This is a genomic window from Pseudooceanicola onchidii, assembly GCF_004959925.1.
GTDB classification, from domain to species: domain Bacteria; phylum Pseudomonadota; class Alphaproteobacteria; order Rhodobacterales; family Rhodobacteraceae; genus Pseudooceanicola; species Pseudooceanicola onchidii.
In genome coordinates this window covers 302,614-319,331 of the sequence record NZ_SPUW01000003.1, presented here as the reverse complement: position 1 = coordinate 319,331, position 16,718 = coordinate 302,614, and the positions used below count along the sequence as shown (strand labels likewise).

Sequence of the window (16,718 nt, the reverse complement as noted above, 5' to 3'; positions counted from 1 at the left end):
ATTCCTTTCGTAAACCCGACGCCACCTGACCTGTATACCGCAAGAACTGTGGGCAGGGACGACTGTTGGGAAAGGGCCGCCCGTGGATCACAGGAAAGAGATCGACCGCCTTTACGCGCTGGAATATGGCGACAAGTTCGAATTCGCCTGCCGGATGCTTCTGGTCGCGACCGGCGCCGTGATCCACTTCAACTACACCGGCACGATCGTCGCCCTGGTGTGGTGCCTGTGTTTCCTGGTCGCTCACGCCGCCTTCTTCATCACCCTGCGCACCCGCCCGCAGGATTGCACGGCCCATGACACGCGACAGGCCGGGGCCATGGGTCTTGTGATGCTGTCATCGTTCATCTGGCTGCCCGCCTGGCTGATCGCGCAGGAAGACGTGGCGCTGCGTATTTCCGGAACCGCCGCGACCGGCGCGCTTCTGGTCTTCCTGATCCATCGATCCGACCGCATGAAATGGATGGTGATCGGAGAGATCGTGATGGTCGCCCTTGCCGTCAGCTATGTGGTGCTGACCAACCTGCACGATGTCGCCAGCGCCGGGGCCCAAATGGTCATGGGCTTTGCCGGCTTCGCACTGATCGCCTATTTCAGCCGCACCATCCTCGATCACCGCAAGCAGCGGATCGAGGCCGAGGCCGCATCGATCCGGTCCATCCAGGCCCAGAAGATGGAGGCCGTCGGGCAGCTTGCCGGGGGCGTGGCCCATGATTTCAACAACATCCTGACCGCCGTGACCGGCAACCTCGAGCTCTACCAGGTGGTCGACGATCCGGACGAGCGTGAACAATTCGTCCGCGACGCCCACAACGCCGCCGAACGCGCCGCGACCCTTGTCCGGCAGCTGCTGGCCTATTCCCGCAAGTCCACGCTGACCGTCGCCGAACATTCGGTGCAGCTGATCTTTGACCAGGTCACGACCCTGTCGCGGCGCCTGCTGCCCAGTTCCATCAACCTTGTCTTCACCGAACCCTGTGACCGCATGCGCGTCCGAGTCGACCAGAACCAGTTGATCACCGCCATGATCAACCTGATCGTCAACGCCCGCGACGCGCTTGGCGGCTCCGGCCTGCTCGAGGTCCGCGCAACCCCCTGCGAGTTGCCCGAACCGACCCCGATGCTCGACGGCGCCACGATCGCACCGGGCCGCTACGTCTGCATCACCATCCAGGACAACGGCCCCGGCATCCCTAGGGACGTGCTGCGCCGCGTGACCGAACCCTTCTTCACGACCAAGGCCATCGGCGAAGGATCGGGCCTGGGCCTGTCGATGGTCGAAGGCTTCGCGCGCCAGTCGGGCGGCGGCATGATGATCGAAACCTCGCCCGCAGGCACCCGCGTACGCCTGTACCTGCCCTGCGCGACCCGCCGAGAGGACATGGTTCCCGCACGCCAGTCGGACACGATCATGCCCGCCCTAGGCCAGCCCGCGATCGGCTAGACCGTGACACGTGGCTGACGCCGGACCGACATCAATTCAGCACCTTTTCCTTGTTCAATAAATCGGCCGTGTCAAAATGGCCGTATTGGACGAGGTCACCATGAAACGTTTCATCGCCGCATTCATTTGCGCAATTTTCACGGCAATTCAGCCCGTTCCGTCATCGGCGCAATCCTACGACCACCTGTTCCGGGAATTCGACGCACGATATCTGACGCATGACGACAAACGTCTGCTGCAACTCGCCCTGGCGTTCGAAGGTGTCTACAACGGTCTCATCGACGGAGCCTGGGGCGGCATGAGCCAACGTGCCATGGACTCCTATGCCATGCGAGAGTTCGGAACACGATCCGAGGACTGGCATATGGCGTTGCTGGCATTCCGCTATATTGACCGCCATTCCAATGACGGCTGGGACATACGGTTTCTCTCTGGCCTCGGAATGTCGATCCTGGTGCCGGAAAAGGCCCTGGTTGTGGATCCGCCAAGCGACAATTTCGTCAACTTCCGGCATCGCGGAAGCTCGCTTTCCGTGTCCTACGGGCGCCACGCCACGGCGACCGCAAACAATATTCATGACTTCACCCTGAAGCAGCGCGCCTCCGGGACAAAACCTTACGTCGTTCGCAAATCACATCTGGCCGTGTCTTCGGTCACGAAACCGGATGGCACCACGCTATACACCCGCACGAACCGCGTTGACGGTCTTTGGTCGACGATCATGGTGTCGGCTTCGCGCAAGGACAAGAACATCCTGAACGCCGTGGTGGCCAGCATCGCAACCGGACGCAGCGCGCGCATGACCATCACGCAGGGCGGTCGGCTCGACCTGATCATCCGCGAGGCACTGGCCATTGCAAACGCACCCGATGCCGGTCCGTCCGAGGGTCAAACCGTCGCCGCCCCGCCGCCCGACAAGGATGGCGAGGGCAGTACGGGGTCGGGATTTTTCGTTTCTGCGCGCGGGCACGTCATGACCAACGCCCATGTCATAGACGGGTGCACCAACATCACCGTCGACGGAGAACCGGCAAGTCTGGTCGATACCTCGGACATCTTTGACTTGGCGATCCTGCATCGCCCCGGAACCGGTGCTCAGCCTCATGCCAGTTTTGCGGCGCGTCCTGCGCGCCTCAACAGCGATGTCACCGCGGTCGGCTTCCCCTATGGCGGCGTGCTGGGCGGCCTAAACGTCACACGCGGCGCCGTGTCGGCCATGAAAGGCTTCGACAACAATTCAGTACGGATGCAGATTTCCGCGCCGGTTCAGAGCGGCAATTCCGGTGGCCCCCTCCTGTCGTCGGACGGGACTGTCGTGGGTGTCGTGGTGGCCAAGCTGGACGCGGTGAAAGTCGCGGCGGCTCTTGGCGACCTGCCACAGAACGTCAACTACGCCGTGCGGGGCGAATTGGCGAAACTGTTCATGTCCCAGAACGGCATTGACCCAACCTTGGCTGACGCCGGACCGGGGATCGCGCCCGAAGATCTGGCAGAGCAGGCCAAGGCCTATACGGTCTTCATCGAGTGTCGGTGATTCACAGCCCGAACGGCAGGATGCCCAGGTGATCAGCGTCCGAATGTCGGGAAAAGTCACTTTCCTTGGAAAGTGTGATGGTGCGGTCGAGAAGACTCGAACTTCCACTCCGGTTAAGGAACAGCGACCTCAACGCTGCGCGTCTACCAATTCCGCCACGACCGCACTGTCTTGACTTGGTGGCGCGGGGAATAGCCCGGTTCAAATGGGATGTGAAGGGGGAAATTGCGTTTTTCCGTAAAAGTTTCCGACCCCGATTGGCGGGCGGATCGACCGCCCCCCTGCCCGATGTCGCAAGGCCGAAGGCCGCACGAAGACCAAACGAAGACGACGCCCCGACACCGGCATCCTGACCGGACCACGGCAACGAAAAACCCGTGGCGCAGAGGCTGCGCCACGGGTCGACCTGATCAGGGGATCAGGCTTACTGCTTCAGTTGGAACGTCGGCAGGGCCGCCGGCTGCGGGCTGGCCATCGGCTGGGCCTCAGATCCACCCGACAGGGCCGCCTTCAGCACATCGACGCGGTCGGCCTGGCCCGGGGCGAAGACCGGCGCCGCGCCATTGTCGAGCGCCGAGATCGCCATGTCGTACCAGCCCTTGGCCTTGTCCGCGTTCGCCGTCGTGCCGAAGCCCTGGGTCATATGGTGACCGACGGTTTCCGCATAGGGCGTCTGGCCTGCGCCCACCAGCAGCAGGGCCGAGCCAAGCGCCACGTCCTGCTTGTCACGACGGTAGCCGGAATAGAGGCAGATCGCGCCGGTCGACTGCAGCTGTTCGATCGACATGTTGGCCGACAGGGCGAACTTCTGGACCATCGGCGCGACCTCGGCCGGGGACCCGGTTTCAAGCGCGGCGACATAGGGTGCCAGGGCCGGACCGAAGGCGTCGCACTGGGCATCCACCTGTTCGACCGTCATGCCGGCAACCTGCTTCATCATCTCTTCGCCACGCGCGATGGCGTAGGTCCGGGTCAGGCACAGCTGTTCGTTCAGCGCCATGCCAGGATCGCTCATCGTCGAGACGGTGACATAGCCGCCGTTGGAGTTGGTCAGCACGTTGACCTTGCTGCAGTAGCTGGCCAGCGAGGTCTGCGCCTTGGGGGCCGCGCCGAACATCGGGATCGCCGACAGGCCCGGGGCCGCCCCGGCCGAGGCCATGACAGGCGCATCCGCCGCAGCGGCCGGAGCGGTGGCGGGAGCCGTCACCGGGGCCTGTGCTGCGGCCATCATCGGGTCGTTCATCTTGCAGCCCGTGTAGTCGCATTCAAAAGCGGCCGTGGTGATGTGGTTCGACCGGGTGTCGTTCAGCTGGTACATGAACTGCTTGCGCTGATAGCCATCGGCGGTCGAGGCGAACAGCAACGTGGTGCACTGCGTCTGGCCACACCAGAAGGACGAGCCCGTGACGGATGTGTCGATGACATAGTCGTTCTTGCCGTCCTGGTTCAGGTCGGCCGTCTGGATGAAGCCAGCGCGCTGCAGCAGCTGTTCCGGCGAGGGTTCAGAGCTTTCGGCGATCTCGTCCACCGCGTCCGAGACCTCCATCGGCAGGCCGGCATAGCCCATGCCGCCGTGGCCCGCATACTGACGGCCCGCGCCGCCCATCTGTTCCTTCTGCCACACCGCCAGCAAGCCCTTCACGCCCTGCGGATTGCGCTGCATGGCCTTGATGACGTCAGGCCCGCCCAGCTGCGCACGGTTGTACGAGCTGACAAGGAAGGTGCGTTCGTATTCGGTCAGGTGCCCGGTGGCCGGATAGCCCAGGAACGCCTGGTACTGCGAAATCGCGGCCCGCGACCGACCGCCCAGCACGCCATCGGCGCCACCGGCATTGAAGCCGAAATAATTCAGCGAGGTCTGCACTTCGCGGTTCTGCGCCCGCGTCGCGCTGCTGACACCCGAGGACTTGCGCTGCACATAGACCTTCTGGCGCGGCTTTTGCGAATTCATGATCGCGCCGCCAATGATACCGCCGACAATTGCGGCGCCCAGGTTATCTGCCATGGCAGCGACCGGAGTGGTCACCAGCATCGTTGCCGCAAGCAGGGTGGAAACACGTCTGGCCTTCATCTTAAATCTCCTCGGATCCAAAAAATAATTACTGACGCCAGATTAGACCCGGCCATTGCGATTCACGAAATGGTTTTTGCAATGAACAGGGTCTGGTTTTCCTGACCTGTTGCGCCCGGTCGCGCCCCGTCCTAAAGACGCGGAAGGATTTTCGAAGGGTTTCAACGCCATGCCCGAATGGATCATCTCGTCCGGCCTGACCGCCTATGACGACGCCGTCGCCCTGATGGAAGATCGTGCCAACCGGATCGCCGCCGGCGAGGCCGAAGAGCTTGTCTGGCTGGTCGAGCACCCTCCCCTTTACACCGCAGGCACCTCGGCCCGGCCCGAGGATCTGACCGACCCCGACCGCTTCCCGGTGCACGACACCCGGCGCGGCGGGCAGTACACCTATCATGGTCCCGGCCAGCGCGTCGTCTATGTCATGCTTGATCTCAATCGACGCGGCCGCGATGTGCGCAAGTTCGTTCAGCAGTTGGAACACTGGGTGATCGCCACGCTGGACGACTTCAACATTCGCGGCGAAATTCGCGACGGCCGAGTCGGGGTCTGGGTGGCGCGCCCGGAAAAGCCTGCCCTTCCAGATGGATCGCCGCGAGAAGACAAGATTGCGGCCATTGGAATTCGCCTGCGTAAATGGGTGAGCTTTCATGGCATATCGATCAATGTCGATCCCGAGCTGGACCATTTCAACGGCATTGTGCCCTGCGGCATTACCGGACACGGCGTGACCAGCCTTGTCGATCTTGGACTGCCGGTCACGATGGACGATCTGGACGTGGCACTTGCCCGGCAGTTTCCGCGCGCCTTCCCCGATCCCGACAGCGGCGCCTGACGCCCCTGCGACAAAACGGCGGCACGTTCACCCTGTCGAAGACCCCCACCTTGCCCTATTTATGGGCGGAACGCGCAGCCAAAGAGGAAGCCCCATGATCCGGACCCTGTCGATCATCGCCACCATCTCTGCCATCGCCGCCCCGGCCTACGCCGAAGGGGACGTCGCGACCGGCGAGAAAGAGTTTCGCAAATGCAAATCCTGCCACGCCATCGAGTCGGCGGATGAAACCATCGTCAAAGGCGGCAAGACCGGCCCGAACCTTTATGGCGTGATCGGCCGCACCGCAGGCACCGCCGAAGGGTTCAGCTATGGCGCCGATCTGGTCGCGGCGGGCGATGCGGGCGTGGTCTGGGACGAAGCCAGCCTGGCGACCTACATCGAAGACCCCAAGGCCTTCCTGCAGGACACGCTGGACGACAAGGGCGCGAAGTCGAAGATGACCTTCAAGCTCAAGAAGAACACCGCCGACGTGGCGGCCTATCTGGCCACCTTCAGCGAATAACGGCGGCCTTCACGCCGTGACCATGTCGCCGCGCCGGGCGGGTGCTTGCACCCGGCCGACGCAGTTTGGTTCAAAGTGGTGGGTCAACCGCCTTCGACATGGCGGCGGTAGCTGTCCAGGATCGCCTGCCAGCCCGCCCTCTGCATCTCGACATCATTCTCGCTTTCGGCGTCGAACGTCGTCGTGACCCGCGTGGCAAGGCCTTCGGGCGTGAAGGTGGTCACGACGCGGCGGCCGTCCTCCATCACGTAGGACAGCCTGCGCAGCGGTTGCACGTCGTCGTAGACCGCCGTGAAATCGAAGCCGAAGCTGCCGTCCTTCGCCTCCATCCGCGCAGTGTAGGTGCCACCGACGCGCAGGTCATTCTCGGCGCGCGGGCACTGCCAGTCATCCGAGGCGAAGTTCCACTGCGTGATATGCCCCGGCTCGGTAAAGCGGTCCCAGGCGATTTCCGACGGGACGTCGACGATGGTGTCGATGGTGATGGTCTGCTGGCTCATGCGGGTGTCCTCCTCGCGGCACTGGCGAAGGATGATGCCGCGCCTGGGTGCATGGATCAGCGCGCGACAGGGCGCGCCGGTTCCATCAAAACCGCACCGGATCAGACATCAAGCGTCGTGCGCCGTTCCCATTCCGAGAAATGCCCGAGGAAGCTTTGCCATTCCTGAAGCTTGAGCTTGATGTAGGCGGCCGAGAATGCCTCGCCCATCATCGCCTTCAACACCGCGTCGCCGTCGAATTCGCGCACCGCGTCCAACAGGTTCAGCGGCAGGCGCGGCGCATCGGTGACGCTGTGCCCGTCGGTGTACATGTTGATGTCGAGCCGTGCGCCGGGATCGGCCTTGGCCTCGATCCCCGCCAGCCCCGCCGCGATGATCGCCGCCTGCAACAGGTAGGGGTTGGTGGCCCCGTCCGGCAGGCGCAGTTCGAACCGCCCCGGTCCCGGAACGCGCACCATGTGGGTGCGGTTGTTGCCCGACCAGGTGACCGTGTTCGGCGCCCAGGTCGCGCCCGAGGCCGTGACCGGCGCGTTGATCCGCTTGTAGCTGTTGACGACCGGATTGGTGATGACCGTCATCGCCTTGGCGTGCGCCATGATGCCGCCCAGAAACTGCATGCCCTTCTTCGACAACCCGTTCGGATCGCTGGCGTCGGCAAAGACGTTGGTCTTGCCCTTCAGGTCCCAGACCGAGATATGGGCGTGGCAGCCATTGCCCGTCAGCCCCTCGATCGGCTTGGGCATGAAGGTCGCCCGCAGCCCGTGCTTTTCGGCGACGGATTTCACCATGAACTTGAAGAACGAATGCCGGTCGGCCGTGACCAGGGCGTCGTCGAAATCCCAGTTCATCTCGAACTGGCCGTTCGCGTCTTCGTGGTCGTTCTGATAGGGGCCCCAGCCCAGCTGCAGCATGTAATCGCAGATCTCGGCGATCACGTCATAGCGGCGCATCACGGCCTGCTGGTCGTAACAGGGTTTCTCGGCCGTATCGGCCGGGTCGGAGATCGCGTCACCTTCGGGCGTCAGCAGAAAGAACTCGGCCTCGATGCCGGTCTTGACGCGCAGCCCCTGTTCGGCGGCCCTGGCGACCAGCGCCTTGAGCACGCCGCGCGGCATCTGGTCGACCGGCTGGCCGTCCATGACGCCCACGGTCGGCACCCAGGCAACGTCCGGCTTCCAGGGCAGCTGGATCACCGCATCCGGATCGGGGACCGCCAGCAGATCGGCATTGGCCGGCGACATGTCGAGCCAGGAGGCAAAGCCCGCAAAGCCCGCGCCGTCGGCCTCCATCCCCGCGATGGCCTGCGCCGGCACCAGCTTGGCCCGCTGCGCCCCGAAAAGATCGGTGTAGGAAACCATGAAGTACTTCACGCCGTTCTTCTCGGCAAATTTGGCAAGCTTGCTCATCTGTCCTCGTCCTGTCCTATCCGTGCAGTGGGGCTCTGCCCCGCGCCTTCGGCGCCCCCCGAGGTATTTCCGACCAGAAGAAGCCGGGGGGCGGCGTTTGTCTCAGATCTGCGGTTTTCCCGGCCACCAGTCTGTTCCGGCCAGGGGCACCTTGGCCATGGCGGCGGCCTCCATCGTCAGCGCGCAGAGGTCTTCTGGTTCCAAATTGTGCACATGGCTCTTGCCGCAGGCGCGCGCGATGGTCTGGCATTCCAGCGTCATCACGTTGAGGTAGTTGCGCAGCCGCCGCCCCGCGGCCTCGGGATCGAGGCGCTTGGCCAGTTCGGGATCCTGCGTGGTGATGCCGGCCGGGTCGCGGCCTTCGTGCCAGTCGTCATAGGCCCCATGGGTCGTCCCGAGGGCGTTGTACTCGGCCTCCCACTTCGGGTCGTTGTCACCAAGCGCGATCAGGGCGGCGGTGCCGATGGACACTGCATCGGCCCCAAGCGCCAGCGCCTTGGCCACATCCGCGCCCGTGCGGATGCCACCCGAGACGACCAGCTGCACCTCGCGGTGCAGGCCCAGGTCCTGCAGCGCCTGCACGGCGGGGCGGATACAGGCCAGCGTCGGCTGGCCGACGTGTTCGATGAAGACATCCTGCGTCGCCGCCGTGCCGCCCTGCATTCCGTCCAGCACCACGACATCTGCCCCGGCCTTCACCGCCAGCGCCGTGTCGTAGTAGGGACGCGCGCCGCCGACCTTGACGTAGATCGGGACCTGCCAGCCGGTGATTTCACGCAACTCGAGGATCTTGATCTCCATGTCGTCGGGGCCGGTCCAGTCCGGGTGACGGCAGGCCGAGCGCTGGTCGATGCCCACGGGCAGGTCACGCATTCCCGCGACCCGGTCGGTGATCTTCTGCCCCAGCAGCATGCCGCCGCCACCGGGCTTCGCGCCCTGCCCCACGACGATCTCGATCGCGTCGGCGCGACGCAGATCGCGCGGGTTCATGCCGTAGCGGGACGGCAGATACTGGTAGACAAGCTTTTCGCTATGTCCGCGCTCTTCCTCGGTCATGCCGCCATCGCCGGTGGTGGTCGAGGTGCCCGCCATGGTGGCGCCGCGTCCCAGGGCCTCTTTCGCCTGGGCCGAGAGCGATCCGAAGGACATGCCCGCGATGGTGATCGGGATCTTCAGCTCGATCGGTTTCTTGGCAAACCGCGTGCCGAGCGTAACGGAGGTGTCGCATTTCTCGCGATACCCTTCGAGCGGATAGCGCGAGATCGACGCGCCGAGAAACAGCAGGTCGTCGAAGTGCGGCACGCGGCGTTTCGCGCCGCCACCGCGGATGTCGTAGATGCCGGTCGCCGCCGCCCGGCGGATTTCGGAATTCACCTCGCGGGTGAAGGTCGCGGACTGGCGCGGGTCGGTCGGGGGTGTCTTGTCCATCAGTACTGATCCGCGTGGTCGATGTTGAAATGATAAAGGTTGCGGGCTGAGCCGTAGCGCTTGAACTCTTCGGGTTTCGCATCCGCCCCGGCGCGCGCCAGAAGATCGGCCAGAAGCTCGAGGTGCTCCGGCCGCATCTCTTTCTCGATGCAGTCGGCGCCAAGGGATTTCACCGTGCCGCGCACGAACAGCCGCGCCTCGTAAAGGCTGTCACCCAAGGCGTCGCCCGCATCGCCCAGCACGACAAGGTTCCCCTTTTGCGCCATGAAGGCCGACATGTGGCCGATGTTGCCATGCACCACGATGTCGATCCCTTTCATCGAGATCCCGCAGCGCGAGGACGCATTGCCCTTGATATTGAGAAGCCCGCCGCGCCCCGTCGCCCCCGCATATTGCGAGGCATCGCCGTCGATCACGACCTCGCCCGACATCATGTTTTCCGCCACGCCCGGCCCGACCGATCCGGTCACATGCACCCGGGCCTGCGCATTCATACCCGCGCAGTAATATCCGGTGGATCCCTTCACCGTGACCTCGATCGGCGCATCAAGGCCCACGGCCACCGCATGGGCGCCGCGCGGGTTTTCGATGACCCACTGGGTCTGGTTGGTCGTCTCGGCCTGGGCCTGCAGGGTCGCGTTGACCTCTCGCAGCTCCATCGCGGCCATGTCGAGGCTCTGCATGATCAGCGCTCCCAGAAATAAACGGTGGCGGGTTCGGGTTCCCAGACGCGGGCAGCGTCGATCCCCGGCAGGTCCGCGAAGGCGCGGTATTCGGACCCGAAGGCCACGTAATCGTCGGTTTCGGCCATGACGGCCGGCTTGCAGGCCACCGGGTCGCGCACCACGCCGAACCCGTTGCGGGTGCCGGTGACAAAGGTGAAGAACCCGTCCAGGTCCTTCAGCGTGCCTTCCAGCGCCTCGCCCAGGGACGCGCCCTCGGCGATGCGGGACGAGATATAGGCCGCCCCGACTTCGGTATCGTTTTCGGTCTTGGTGAAGACACCCTTTTTCGCCAGCCGCCGCCGCATGTCGTTGTGGTTCGACAGCGACCCGTTGTGGACAAGGCACTGGTCGTCGGCGGTGGAAAACGGATGCGCGCCAAGGGTCGTCACGGCAGATTCCGTGGCCATCCGGGTGTGACCGATGCCATGCGTCCCGCCCATCTTCGCCAGGTCGAACCGGGCGGCGACGTCGCGCGGCAGGCCGACCTCCTTGTAGATCTCCATCGCCTCGCCGACGCCCATGATGCGGATCGCCCGCGCGTCCAGCGCCGCGATCGCCGCATCGCGCGCGGCCAAGGGCAGATGCAGGACGGCATGGGTATCGACGACATCGACCGTCACCTCGGCCCCGGCGGCATCGGACAGGGCCGCCGCCAGCCCGTCGAAGGCCACATCGGGCGTGTCGGACTGCACGGTGATCTTCAGCCCCTGCCCCGCGCCGCCGTAGATGGCGATCCCGGCGCTGTCGGGGCCACGGTCAGTCATCTTGATCAGCATGCCGGTCAGCAGCGCGCCAAGGTCCGGCTGCATCGCGTCATTCTTGAGGAACAATCCCACGATGCCACACATCGCGCTCTCCTTCAGTCATGTCTTCCACTTGCTGGAATTGACCGTATCAGGAAAATTTTTTTCTTCTCAAGAAATTTATGACGCACATTAGGGGCGCGACACCCCGGTTTGCCCAAAATTCGGGCAGCTCAGCCTGCCTGCGGGTAGGTGATCACCGAAAGATACCGGATCGGAAAGGTGATCAGCGCCTCCGGCCCATGAGGCGCGTCGGAATCGAACAGCAGCGAGTCGCCCGGATCCAGCCGGTAGAGCCGGTCACCATGGCGATAATCCATCACACCCTCGATGACATAGAGCATCTCGATCCCCTCGTGCTGGAAGGTCGGGAAGCGGTCACTCTCGCTTGTCAGGGTAATCAGGTAAGGTTCGACCACCACGCCCGAGTTGTTCGACCCGATGTGGCCCAGCAGGTGATACTGATGGCCCGCACGGGTGCCCGCGCGTTCGATCTCCACCCCCTCGCCCGCCTTGACGTGCATGCAGCCCTTGTCTTCCTCGTAGCCCGAAAACAGCTGCACCAGCGGCACCTTCAGCGCATGGGCCAGCGCCGAAATCGTCGACAGCGACGGAGAGATCACGCCGTTTTCGATCTTGGACAGCATGCCGACGGATAACCCGGTCTGCGCCGCCAGATCCGCCCCGGTCATCCGCTGCCGCTTGCGCAGGGCCCGCACCTCGCGCCCGATCGCGACCTCGAGGTTCTTTTCCCGTGCGTCACGCAGCGCATGCGGGTCCTGCTTGAGAGGTTCGGGCTTGGTCATGATGAGGTCCTTCGGCGCGGCGCAGCCCCCAGAGTTCCGCGCCACGACGCGGGCGTCAACCGGGTGTCTGCCAAGTTCTGCGTGGGACGTGGGACACGGTGGTTTGGTATTGAAAGGTTGAGAAGCAGTAAGATGACCTGCCGCCTGCCGTAGACGCCTTGCAGGCAGGGCATCTGCCCGCAACTCATGATTTTTTGGCACGGTAGCCGTCTGAGTTTCAGAAGGCATTCGCCACACCCACGCCGGCAAAGCGCGCAACGGACCAGCTCTCACGGTTTGGCACAAACCGCTGTCATTCAATCATGCTGTTCGAAAGCGGGACACTTCCCTGCGGAAAGTGTGTTGGCGCACCCATGAGGATTCGAACCTCAGACCTCTGCCTTCGGAGGGCAGCGCTCTATCCAGCTGAGCTATGGGTGCCGCACGGGGGGCTATAGGACAAACCGCAGCCCCCCGCAATCGCAAATCCGCCTCAGGCGGCGCGGCGCCCGATGGCGAGCTTGGTCATCTCGGGGATCATCTCGGTGATCTCGACCGAGTCAAAGCCGCCACGGTCCAGATCGGCGGCCAGCGTCCCGGTGTCGACCGACCGCGCCTCGGGCGTGAAGGCCGTGTGCTGCAGCTGCCATAGGGCGGCAAGGCCCGGGCCACTCCGGTCGGCTTCGACCATGAAATCATGGATCATCAACTGGCCGTCCGGGTTCAGCACGGCCTGCGCATCGGCGATCAGGTCGTCATGGCAATCCCCCGGCACACCGGAAAACAGGTAGGACATCAGCACCGCATCCTGCCCCTCGGGCCAGTCGGTCTTCAGCGCGTTCCCTTCAACATAGGTGATCCGGTCCGACAACCCGGCCTCGGCCACGTACCGACGCCCCAGGGCCGCGACGTTGGGAAAGTCGACGATCGTGGCGGTCAGTTCCGGAAAGGCCTGGCACAGCGTGATGGCAAAGGCCCCGGTGCCGCCGCCCACGTCCAGCAGGCACCGCGCCTGCCCCAGATCGACCTTCTTCGCCATCTGCCGCGCGGGGCCAAGCGACCCGGCGTGCTGGCTTTCCGAATAAAGCCGCGCCTGCGCGGGGTCCGCAAACCATTGTTCGTAGCTTTGCGTCGCGTCGTCGGGCAGGTCGCCCTTCACCGCGCCATCCAGCTGATCCAGCAGCGGGTACATCTGCTGGCCGACCTGAAGCCGAAGGTAATCCCCGAAGTCGTACTTCGCGCCCTTGACCAGAAAGGCCGCCGCCGCCGGCGAATTTGAATAGTGACCGTCTTCGACCACCAGCAACCCCAGCCCCGCCAGCGCGGTCATCAGCGTTTCGGCCCTGTCGCGGTGGATGCCGGTGACGGTGGCGATCTCATCGGCGGTTCTGGGCGCCTCGGCGAGGTGGGTGAACACCTGAAGATCCAGCGCGACGAACAGCGCCTTGGCCCCCATGAACCCGAAGGCAATACTGGAAATCTGGTCGGCTTCCGTGGCCGGGGTCATCTGTCTCTCCTTCTCATGATGGGTTCAGCCTAACGGCCCAGGGGCGGGCTGGCCACCGGCGGGCATGGGAACGCGCAAGTCCTCCGGGCGAACGCCCGGCAATCCGGCAGCCTCGCAACGGGCGTTCCTGCGTGATAATGAATACCTATCGAAACAGATCAAACCGGTCGTCATACATGATCAACAAGCTCGAGATGCTCATCGCCTTAGCGCAGGAACAACACTTTGGCCGCGCCGCGCAAAGCCTGTCGATCACGCAGCCCAGCCTGTCTGCGGGGATCCGGCAGCTTGAGGATCACCTGGGCGTCAAGCTGGTCGAACGCGGGTCGCGCTTCGGCGGCCTCACGCCAGAAGGCCAGCGTGCACTGGTCATGGCGCGCAAGATCGTCGGTGACAGCCGCCGCCTGCGCGACGAGATGCGCGCGAAACGCACCGGTCTGACCGGGCGGCTGAGGCTGGGCGTGATCCCGACCGCGCTGACCTGGGCGTCGCACCTGGCCGCGCGCATGGCCGAACGCCACCCCGGCGTCAGTTTCTCGATCAGGTCAGGATCGTCGCGTGACATGCTGACCTTGCTGGAAAATCTGGAAATCGACGCGGGCATCACCTATCTCGACAACGAACCGCTTGGCCGGGTGTCCTCGGTCGATCTTTACCGCGAAAGCTATCGGCTGGTCTGCACCGCGTCGCATCCCCTTGCCCTGCGCGATCAGGTCACCTGGGGCGAGGTCGCTCAGCAACGGCTCTGTCTGCTGACGCCCGAGATGCAGAACCGCCGCATCATCAACCACAACTTCATGCAGGCCGGTGCCAGCCCCACCCCGATGATCGAGGCGAATTCCACGGTCGTGCTTGCCTCGACCGTGGCGCGCGGCGACTGGGTGACCATCCTGCCCGGGGATCTGGCCGAATTCCTGGCCGCCGGGCGCGATCTGGTCACCATCCCGATCGAGGGCGGGACGCAGGCCTATACGGTCGGCCTGATCACCGAATACCAGGAGCCGCACACGCCGGTGTTGGAGGCGCTTCTGCGCGAGGCCGGATCGCTTTGATAGTCACTTCCTATTGCCCGACCGGATAACGATATTGATTCCATATCTCTGTTCAGGCACGCCTGCGTGACAGCCAAAGGGACCGCCGCATGACCACTCAGCCCCCTCAGCCAGACGAGATCCGCGCCCTCATCGAGACCGAGGTACATCGCGAAGGTCCGCTGCTGCCGATCCTTCACGCGATCCAGTCCGCCCATGGGCATATCCCCGACATGGCCCTGCCGATCATCGCCGAAACGCTTGGCCTGACCCGGGCCGAGGTGCATGGCGTCGTCAGCTTCTACCACGATTTCCGCAGCACCCCCGCCGCCCGCCACGTGGTCAAGATCTGCCGCGCCGAGGCCTGCCAGTCCGTGGGCGCCAATGCCCTGACCGACGCGGTGCTGTCGCACTTCGGGCTGGACGCGCATGGCTCCACGCCGGACGGCCGCCTGACGATCGAACCCGTCTATTGCCTGGGTCTGTGCGCCTGTGGACCCGCCGCGATGATCGACGGCAAGGTGATCGGCCGTGCCAGCGCCGAAAGCCTGTCGTCCCGGTTGGAGGCGCTCGCATGAAGATCTACGTCCCCCTCGACAGTGCCGCCAAGGCGCTTGGCGCCGACGACGTGGCCGAGGCGATCCGCAGCGAGGCCGAGGCGCGCGGCCTTCAGATCGACCTGATCCGCACCGGCACGCGCGGCATGATCTGGCTTGAACCGCTGGTCGAGGTCGACCGGGGCGACGGCCGCATGGCCTACGGCCCGGTCATGCCGGATGACGTCGCCGCGATCCTCGACGGCACCGCCGAGACCCCGGGCCCCGTCGAGGACATCCCCTTCTTCGCCAGTCAGACCCGCCTGACCTTCGCCCGCTGCGGTGTGATCGACCCGCTCTCGCTGGCGGATTACGAGGCGCACGGCGGCCTCACCGGCCTCCGCCGCGCCCTCACCATGGACGCCGCAGAGATCGTCGAGGAAACCAAGACCTCCGGCCTGCGCGGTCGTGGCGGCGCGGGTTTTCCGACCGGCATCAAGTGGGACACGGTCCGGCAGGCACAGGCGGATCGCAAATATATCGTGTGCAACGCCGACGAAGGCGACAGCGGCACCTTCGCCGACCGCATGATCATGGAGGGCGACCCGCTCTCGCTGATCGAAGGCATGGTGATCGCCGGTCTCGGCACCGGGGCGACGAAAGGCTTCGTCTACATCCGGTCCGAATACCCCGACGCCATCACGATCATGGACCGCGCCATCCGTCTGGCGCGGGAGGGCGGCGTGCTGGGCCACGACATCCTCGGCTCGGGCCGCACCTTCGACATGGAGGTCCGCGTCGGTGCGGGCGCTTATGTCTGCGGTGAGGAAACCTCGCTGCTCAACTCTCTCGAAGGCAAGCGCGGCGTCGTCCGCGCCAAGCCGCCGCTTCCAGCACTCGAAGGCGCCTTCGGCAAACCCACGGTGGTGAACAACGTCCTGTCGCTCGCCACGATCCCGGTGATTTTCGAGAAGGGCGCGCAGCATTACGCCGACTTCGGCCTCGGACGGTCGCGCGGCACCATGCCGATCCAGATCGCCGGCAACGTCAAACACGGCGGCCTTTACGAGACCGCCTTTGGCCTGCCCCTCGGCCAGCTGGTCAATGACATCGCCGGCGGCACTGCCTCGGGCCGGCCGGTCAAGGCGGTGCAGGTCGGCGGCCCCCTTGGCGCCTATTTCGCCCCGCACCAGTTCGACACCCCCTTCGGATACGAGGACTTCGATGCCGCAGGCGGCCTGATCGGCCATGCGGGCATCACCGTCTTCGACGACAGTGCCGACATGCTGGGCATGGCGCGTTTCGCCATGGAGTTCTGCGCGGTCGAAAGCTGCGGCAAGTGCACCCCCTGCCGCATCGGCGCGGTGCGCGGGGTCGAAACCATCGACCGCATTCGCGCCGGGGACCCCTCCGCCGTGCCCCTGCTGACCGATCTGTGCGAGACGATGAAGGATGGCTCGCTCTGCGCGCTCGGCGGGTTCACCCCCTACCCCGTGATGTCTGCGCTACGGCTGTTCCCCGAGGAGTTCGGCACCGCGAAAGAGGCCGCCGAATGACCCGCATCACCCCCTCCACAACCCTCCCCCTGAAGGGAGAGGGGGCGCGAAC

The 16,718-nt window shown here is 64.7% G+C and carries 15 protein-coding genes and 2 tRNA genes; 7 read left to right on the top strand and 10 right to left on the bottom strand.

Going from position 1 to position 16,718, the window contains the following annotated elements; translation table 11 throughout:
• The first annotated feature begins 82 nt into the window (after positions 1 to 82).
• Positions 83 to 1,444 (top strand): ATP-binding protein, encoded by a 1,362-nt coding sequence (locus tag E4S58_RS14470; RefSeq protein WP_136637163.1) that lies wholly within the window; start codon positions 83 to 85, stop codon positions 1,442 to 1,444.
• 100 nt (positions 1,445 to 1,544) lie between these two features.
• Positions 1,545 to 2,978, top strand: coding sequence for a S1C family serine protease (locus E4S58_RS14465; RefSeq protein ID WP_136637162.1), 1,434 nt, complete (start codon positions 1,545 to 1,547; stop codon positions 2,976 to 2,978).
• 78 nt (positions 2,979 to 3,056) lie between these two features.
• Here the strand turns inward: E4S58_RS14465 and E4S58_RS14460 are convergent.
• A tRNA-Leu gene (locus E4S58_RS14460) sits at positions 3,057 to 3,143 on the bottom strand.
• A 259-nt stretch (positions 3,144 to 3,402) separates the two neighbouring features.
• Positions 3,403 to 5,049, bottom strand: a complete 1,647-nt coding sequence (locus E4S58_RS14455) for a peptidoglycan-binding domain-containing protein (RefSeq protein ID WP_136637161.1) — start codon at positions 5,047 to 5,049, stop codon at positions 3,403 to 3,405.
• Positions 5,050 to 5,218: 169 nt separating this feature from the next.
• Here E4S58_RS14455 and lipB point away from each other — a divergent pair, with 169 nt between their 5' ends.
• Positions 5,219 to 5,884 (top strand): lipoyl(octanoyl) transferase LipB, encoded by a 666-nt coding sequence (lipB, locus tag E4S58_RS14450; RefSeq protein ID WP_136637160.1) that lies wholly within the window; start codon positions 5,219 to 5,221, stop codon positions 5,882 to 5,884.
• 94 nt (positions 5,885 to 5,978) lie between these two features.
• On the top strand, positions 5,979 to 6,389 hold the full coding sequence (locus tag E4S58_RS14445; RefSeq protein ID WP_136637159.1) for a c-type cytochrome: 411 nt from the start codon (positions 5,979 to 5,981) through the stop codon (positions 6,387 to 6,389).
• Between the two features lie 83 nt (positions 6,390 to 6,472).
• Here E4S58_RS14445 and E4S58_RS14440 read toward each other — a convergent pair whose 3' ends face one another.
• From E4S58_RS14440 to E4S58_RS14405, 8 genes are all read right to left on the bottom strand, one after another.
• Positions 6,473 to 6,889 (bottom strand): SRPBCC family protein, encoded by a 417-nt coding sequence (locus E4S58_RS14440; protein WP_136637158.1) that lies wholly within the window; start codon positions 6,887 to 6,889, stop codon positions 6,473 to 6,475.
• Between the two features lie 101 nt (positions 6,890 to 6,990).
• Positions 6,991 to 8,295, bottom strand: coding sequence for a type III glutamate--ammonia ligase (gene glnT / locus E4S58_RS14435; RefSeq protein WP_136637157.1), 1,305 nt, complete (start codon positions 8,293 to 8,295; stop codon positions 6,991 to 6,993).
• A gap of 102 nt (positions 8,296 to 8,397) precedes the next feature.
• Positions 8,398 to 9,723 (bottom strand): FMN-binding glutamate synthase family protein, encoded by a 1,326-nt coding sequence (locus tag E4S58_RS14430; protein WP_136637156.1) that lies wholly within the window; start codon positions 9,721 to 9,723, stop codon positions 8,398 to 8,400.
• A complete protein-coding gene (locus E4S58_RS14425; protein WP_136637155.1) occupies positions 9,723 to 10,406 on the bottom strand; it encodes a GltB/FmdC/FwdC-like GXGXG domain-containing protein in 684 nt (227 codons plus the stop codon). Before E4S58_RS14425 ends, E4S58_RS14430 begins: the two co-directional genes overlap by 1 nt.
• 2 nt (positions 10,407 to 10,408) lie before the next feature.
• Positions 10,409 to 11,296, bottom strand: a complete 888-nt coding sequence (locus E4S58_RS14420) for a class II glutamine amidotransferase (RefSeq protein ID WP_136637154.1) — start codon at positions 11,294 to 11,296, stop codon at positions 10,409 to 10,411.
• A gap of 128 nt (positions 11,297 to 11,424) precedes the next feature.
• Positions 11,425 to 12,057, bottom strand: a complete 633-nt coding sequence (locus E4S58_RS14415) for a helix-turn-helix domain-containing protein (RefSeq protein WP_136637153.1) — start codon at positions 12,055 to 12,057, stop codon at positions 11,425 to 11,427.
• Between the two features lie 343 nt (positions 12,058 to 12,400).
• A tRNA-Arg gene (locus tag E4S58_RS14410) sits at positions 12,401 to 12,477 on the bottom strand.
• A gap of 52 nt (positions 12,478 to 12,529) precedes the next feature.
• The gene (locus E4S58_RS14405) at positions 12,530 to 13,543 is read right to left on the bottom strand and encodes a methyltransferase (RefSeq protein WP_136637152.1); all 1,014 of its coding nucleotides are present in this window, start codon (positions 13,541 to 13,543) and stop codon (positions 12,530 to 12,532) included.
• A gap of 176 nt (positions 13,544 to 13,719) precedes the next feature.
• Between E4S58_RS14405 and E4S58_RS14400 the strand changes: the two genes are divergently transcribed.
• The 3 genes from E4S58_RS14400 to E4S58_RS14390 all read left to right on the top strand — a co-directional run bounded on the left by E4S58_RS14400 (position 13,720) and on the right by E4S58_RS14390 (position 16,666).
• On the top strand, positions 13,720 to 14,595 hold the full coding sequence (locus tag E4S58_RS14400) for a LysR family transcriptional regulator (protein ID WP_136637151.1): 876 nt from the start codon (positions 13,720 to 13,722) through the stop codon (positions 14,593 to 14,595).
• Positions 14,596 to 14,684: 89 nt separating this feature from the next.
• Positions 14,685 to 15,152, top strand: coding sequence for a formate dehydrogenase subunit gamma (locus E4S58_RS14395; RefSeq protein WP_136637150.1), 468 nt, complete (start codon positions 14,685 to 14,687; stop codon positions 15,150 to 15,152).
• A complete protein-coding gene (locus tag E4S58_RS14390; protein ID WP_136637149.1) occupies positions 15,149 to 16,666 on the top strand; it encodes a formate dehydrogenase beta subunit in 1,518 nt (505 codons plus the stop codon). The genes E4S58_RS14395 and E4S58_RS14390 overlap by 4 nt, the downstream gene beginning before the upstream one ends.
• Positions 16,667 to 16,718 lie beyond the last annotated feature (52 nt).

Coding starts and splice junctions, on each gene's coding strand:
- E4S58_RS14465 (WP_136637162.1), top strand. CDS start 1,545: ATGAAACGTTTCATCGCCGCATTCATTTGCGCAATTTTCACGGCAATT.
- E4S58_RS14455 (WP_136637161.1), bottom strand. CDS start 5,049: ATGAAGGCCAGACGTGTTTCCACCCTGCTTGCGGCAACGATGCTGGTG.
- lipB (WP_136637160.1), top strand. CDS start 5,219: ATGCCCGAATGGATCATCTCGTCCGGCCTGACCGCCTATGACGACGCC.
- E4S58_RS14445 (WP_136637159.1), top strand. CDS start 5,979: ATGATCCGGACCCTGTCGATCATCGCCACCATCTCTGCCATCGCCGCC.
- E4S58_RS14440 (WP_136637158.1), bottom strand. CDS start 6,889: ATGAGCCAGCAGACCATCACCATCGACACCATCGTCGACGTCCCGTCG.
- glnT (WP_136637157.1), bottom strand. CDS start 8,295: ATGAGCAAGCTTGCCAAATTTGCCGAGAAGAACGGCGTGAAGTACTTC.
- E4S58_RS14430 (WP_136637156.1), bottom strand. CDS start 9,723: ATGGACAAGACACCCCCGACCGACCCGCGCCAGTCCGCGACCTTCACC.
- E4S58_RS14425 (WP_136637155.1), bottom strand. CDS start 10,406: ATGCAGAGCCTCGACATGGCCGCGATGGAGCTGCGAGAGGTCAACGCG.
- E4S58_RS14420 (WP_136637154.1), bottom strand. CDS start 11,296: ATGTGTGGCATCGTGGGATTGTTCCTCAAGAATGACGCGATGCAGCCG.
- E4S58_RS14415 (WP_136637153.1), bottom strand. CDS start 12,057: ATGACCAAGCCCGAACCTCTCAAGCAGGACCCGCATGCGCTGCGTGAC.
- E4S58_RS14405 (WP_136637152.1), bottom strand. CDS start 13,543: ATGACCCCGGCCACGGAAGCCGACCAGATTTCCAGTATTGCCTTCGGG.
- E4S58_RS14400 (WP_136637151.1), top strand. CDS start 13,720: ATGATCAACAAGCTCGAGATGCTCATCGCCTTAGCGCAGGAACAACAC.
- E4S58_RS14395 (WP_136637150.1), top strand. CDS start 14,685: ATGACCACTCAGCCCCCTCAGCCAGACGAGATCCGCGCCCTCATCGAG.
- E4S58_RS14390 (WP_136637149.1), top strand. CDS start 15,149: ATGAAGATCTACGTCCCCCTCGACAGTGCCGCCAAGGCGCTTGGCGCC.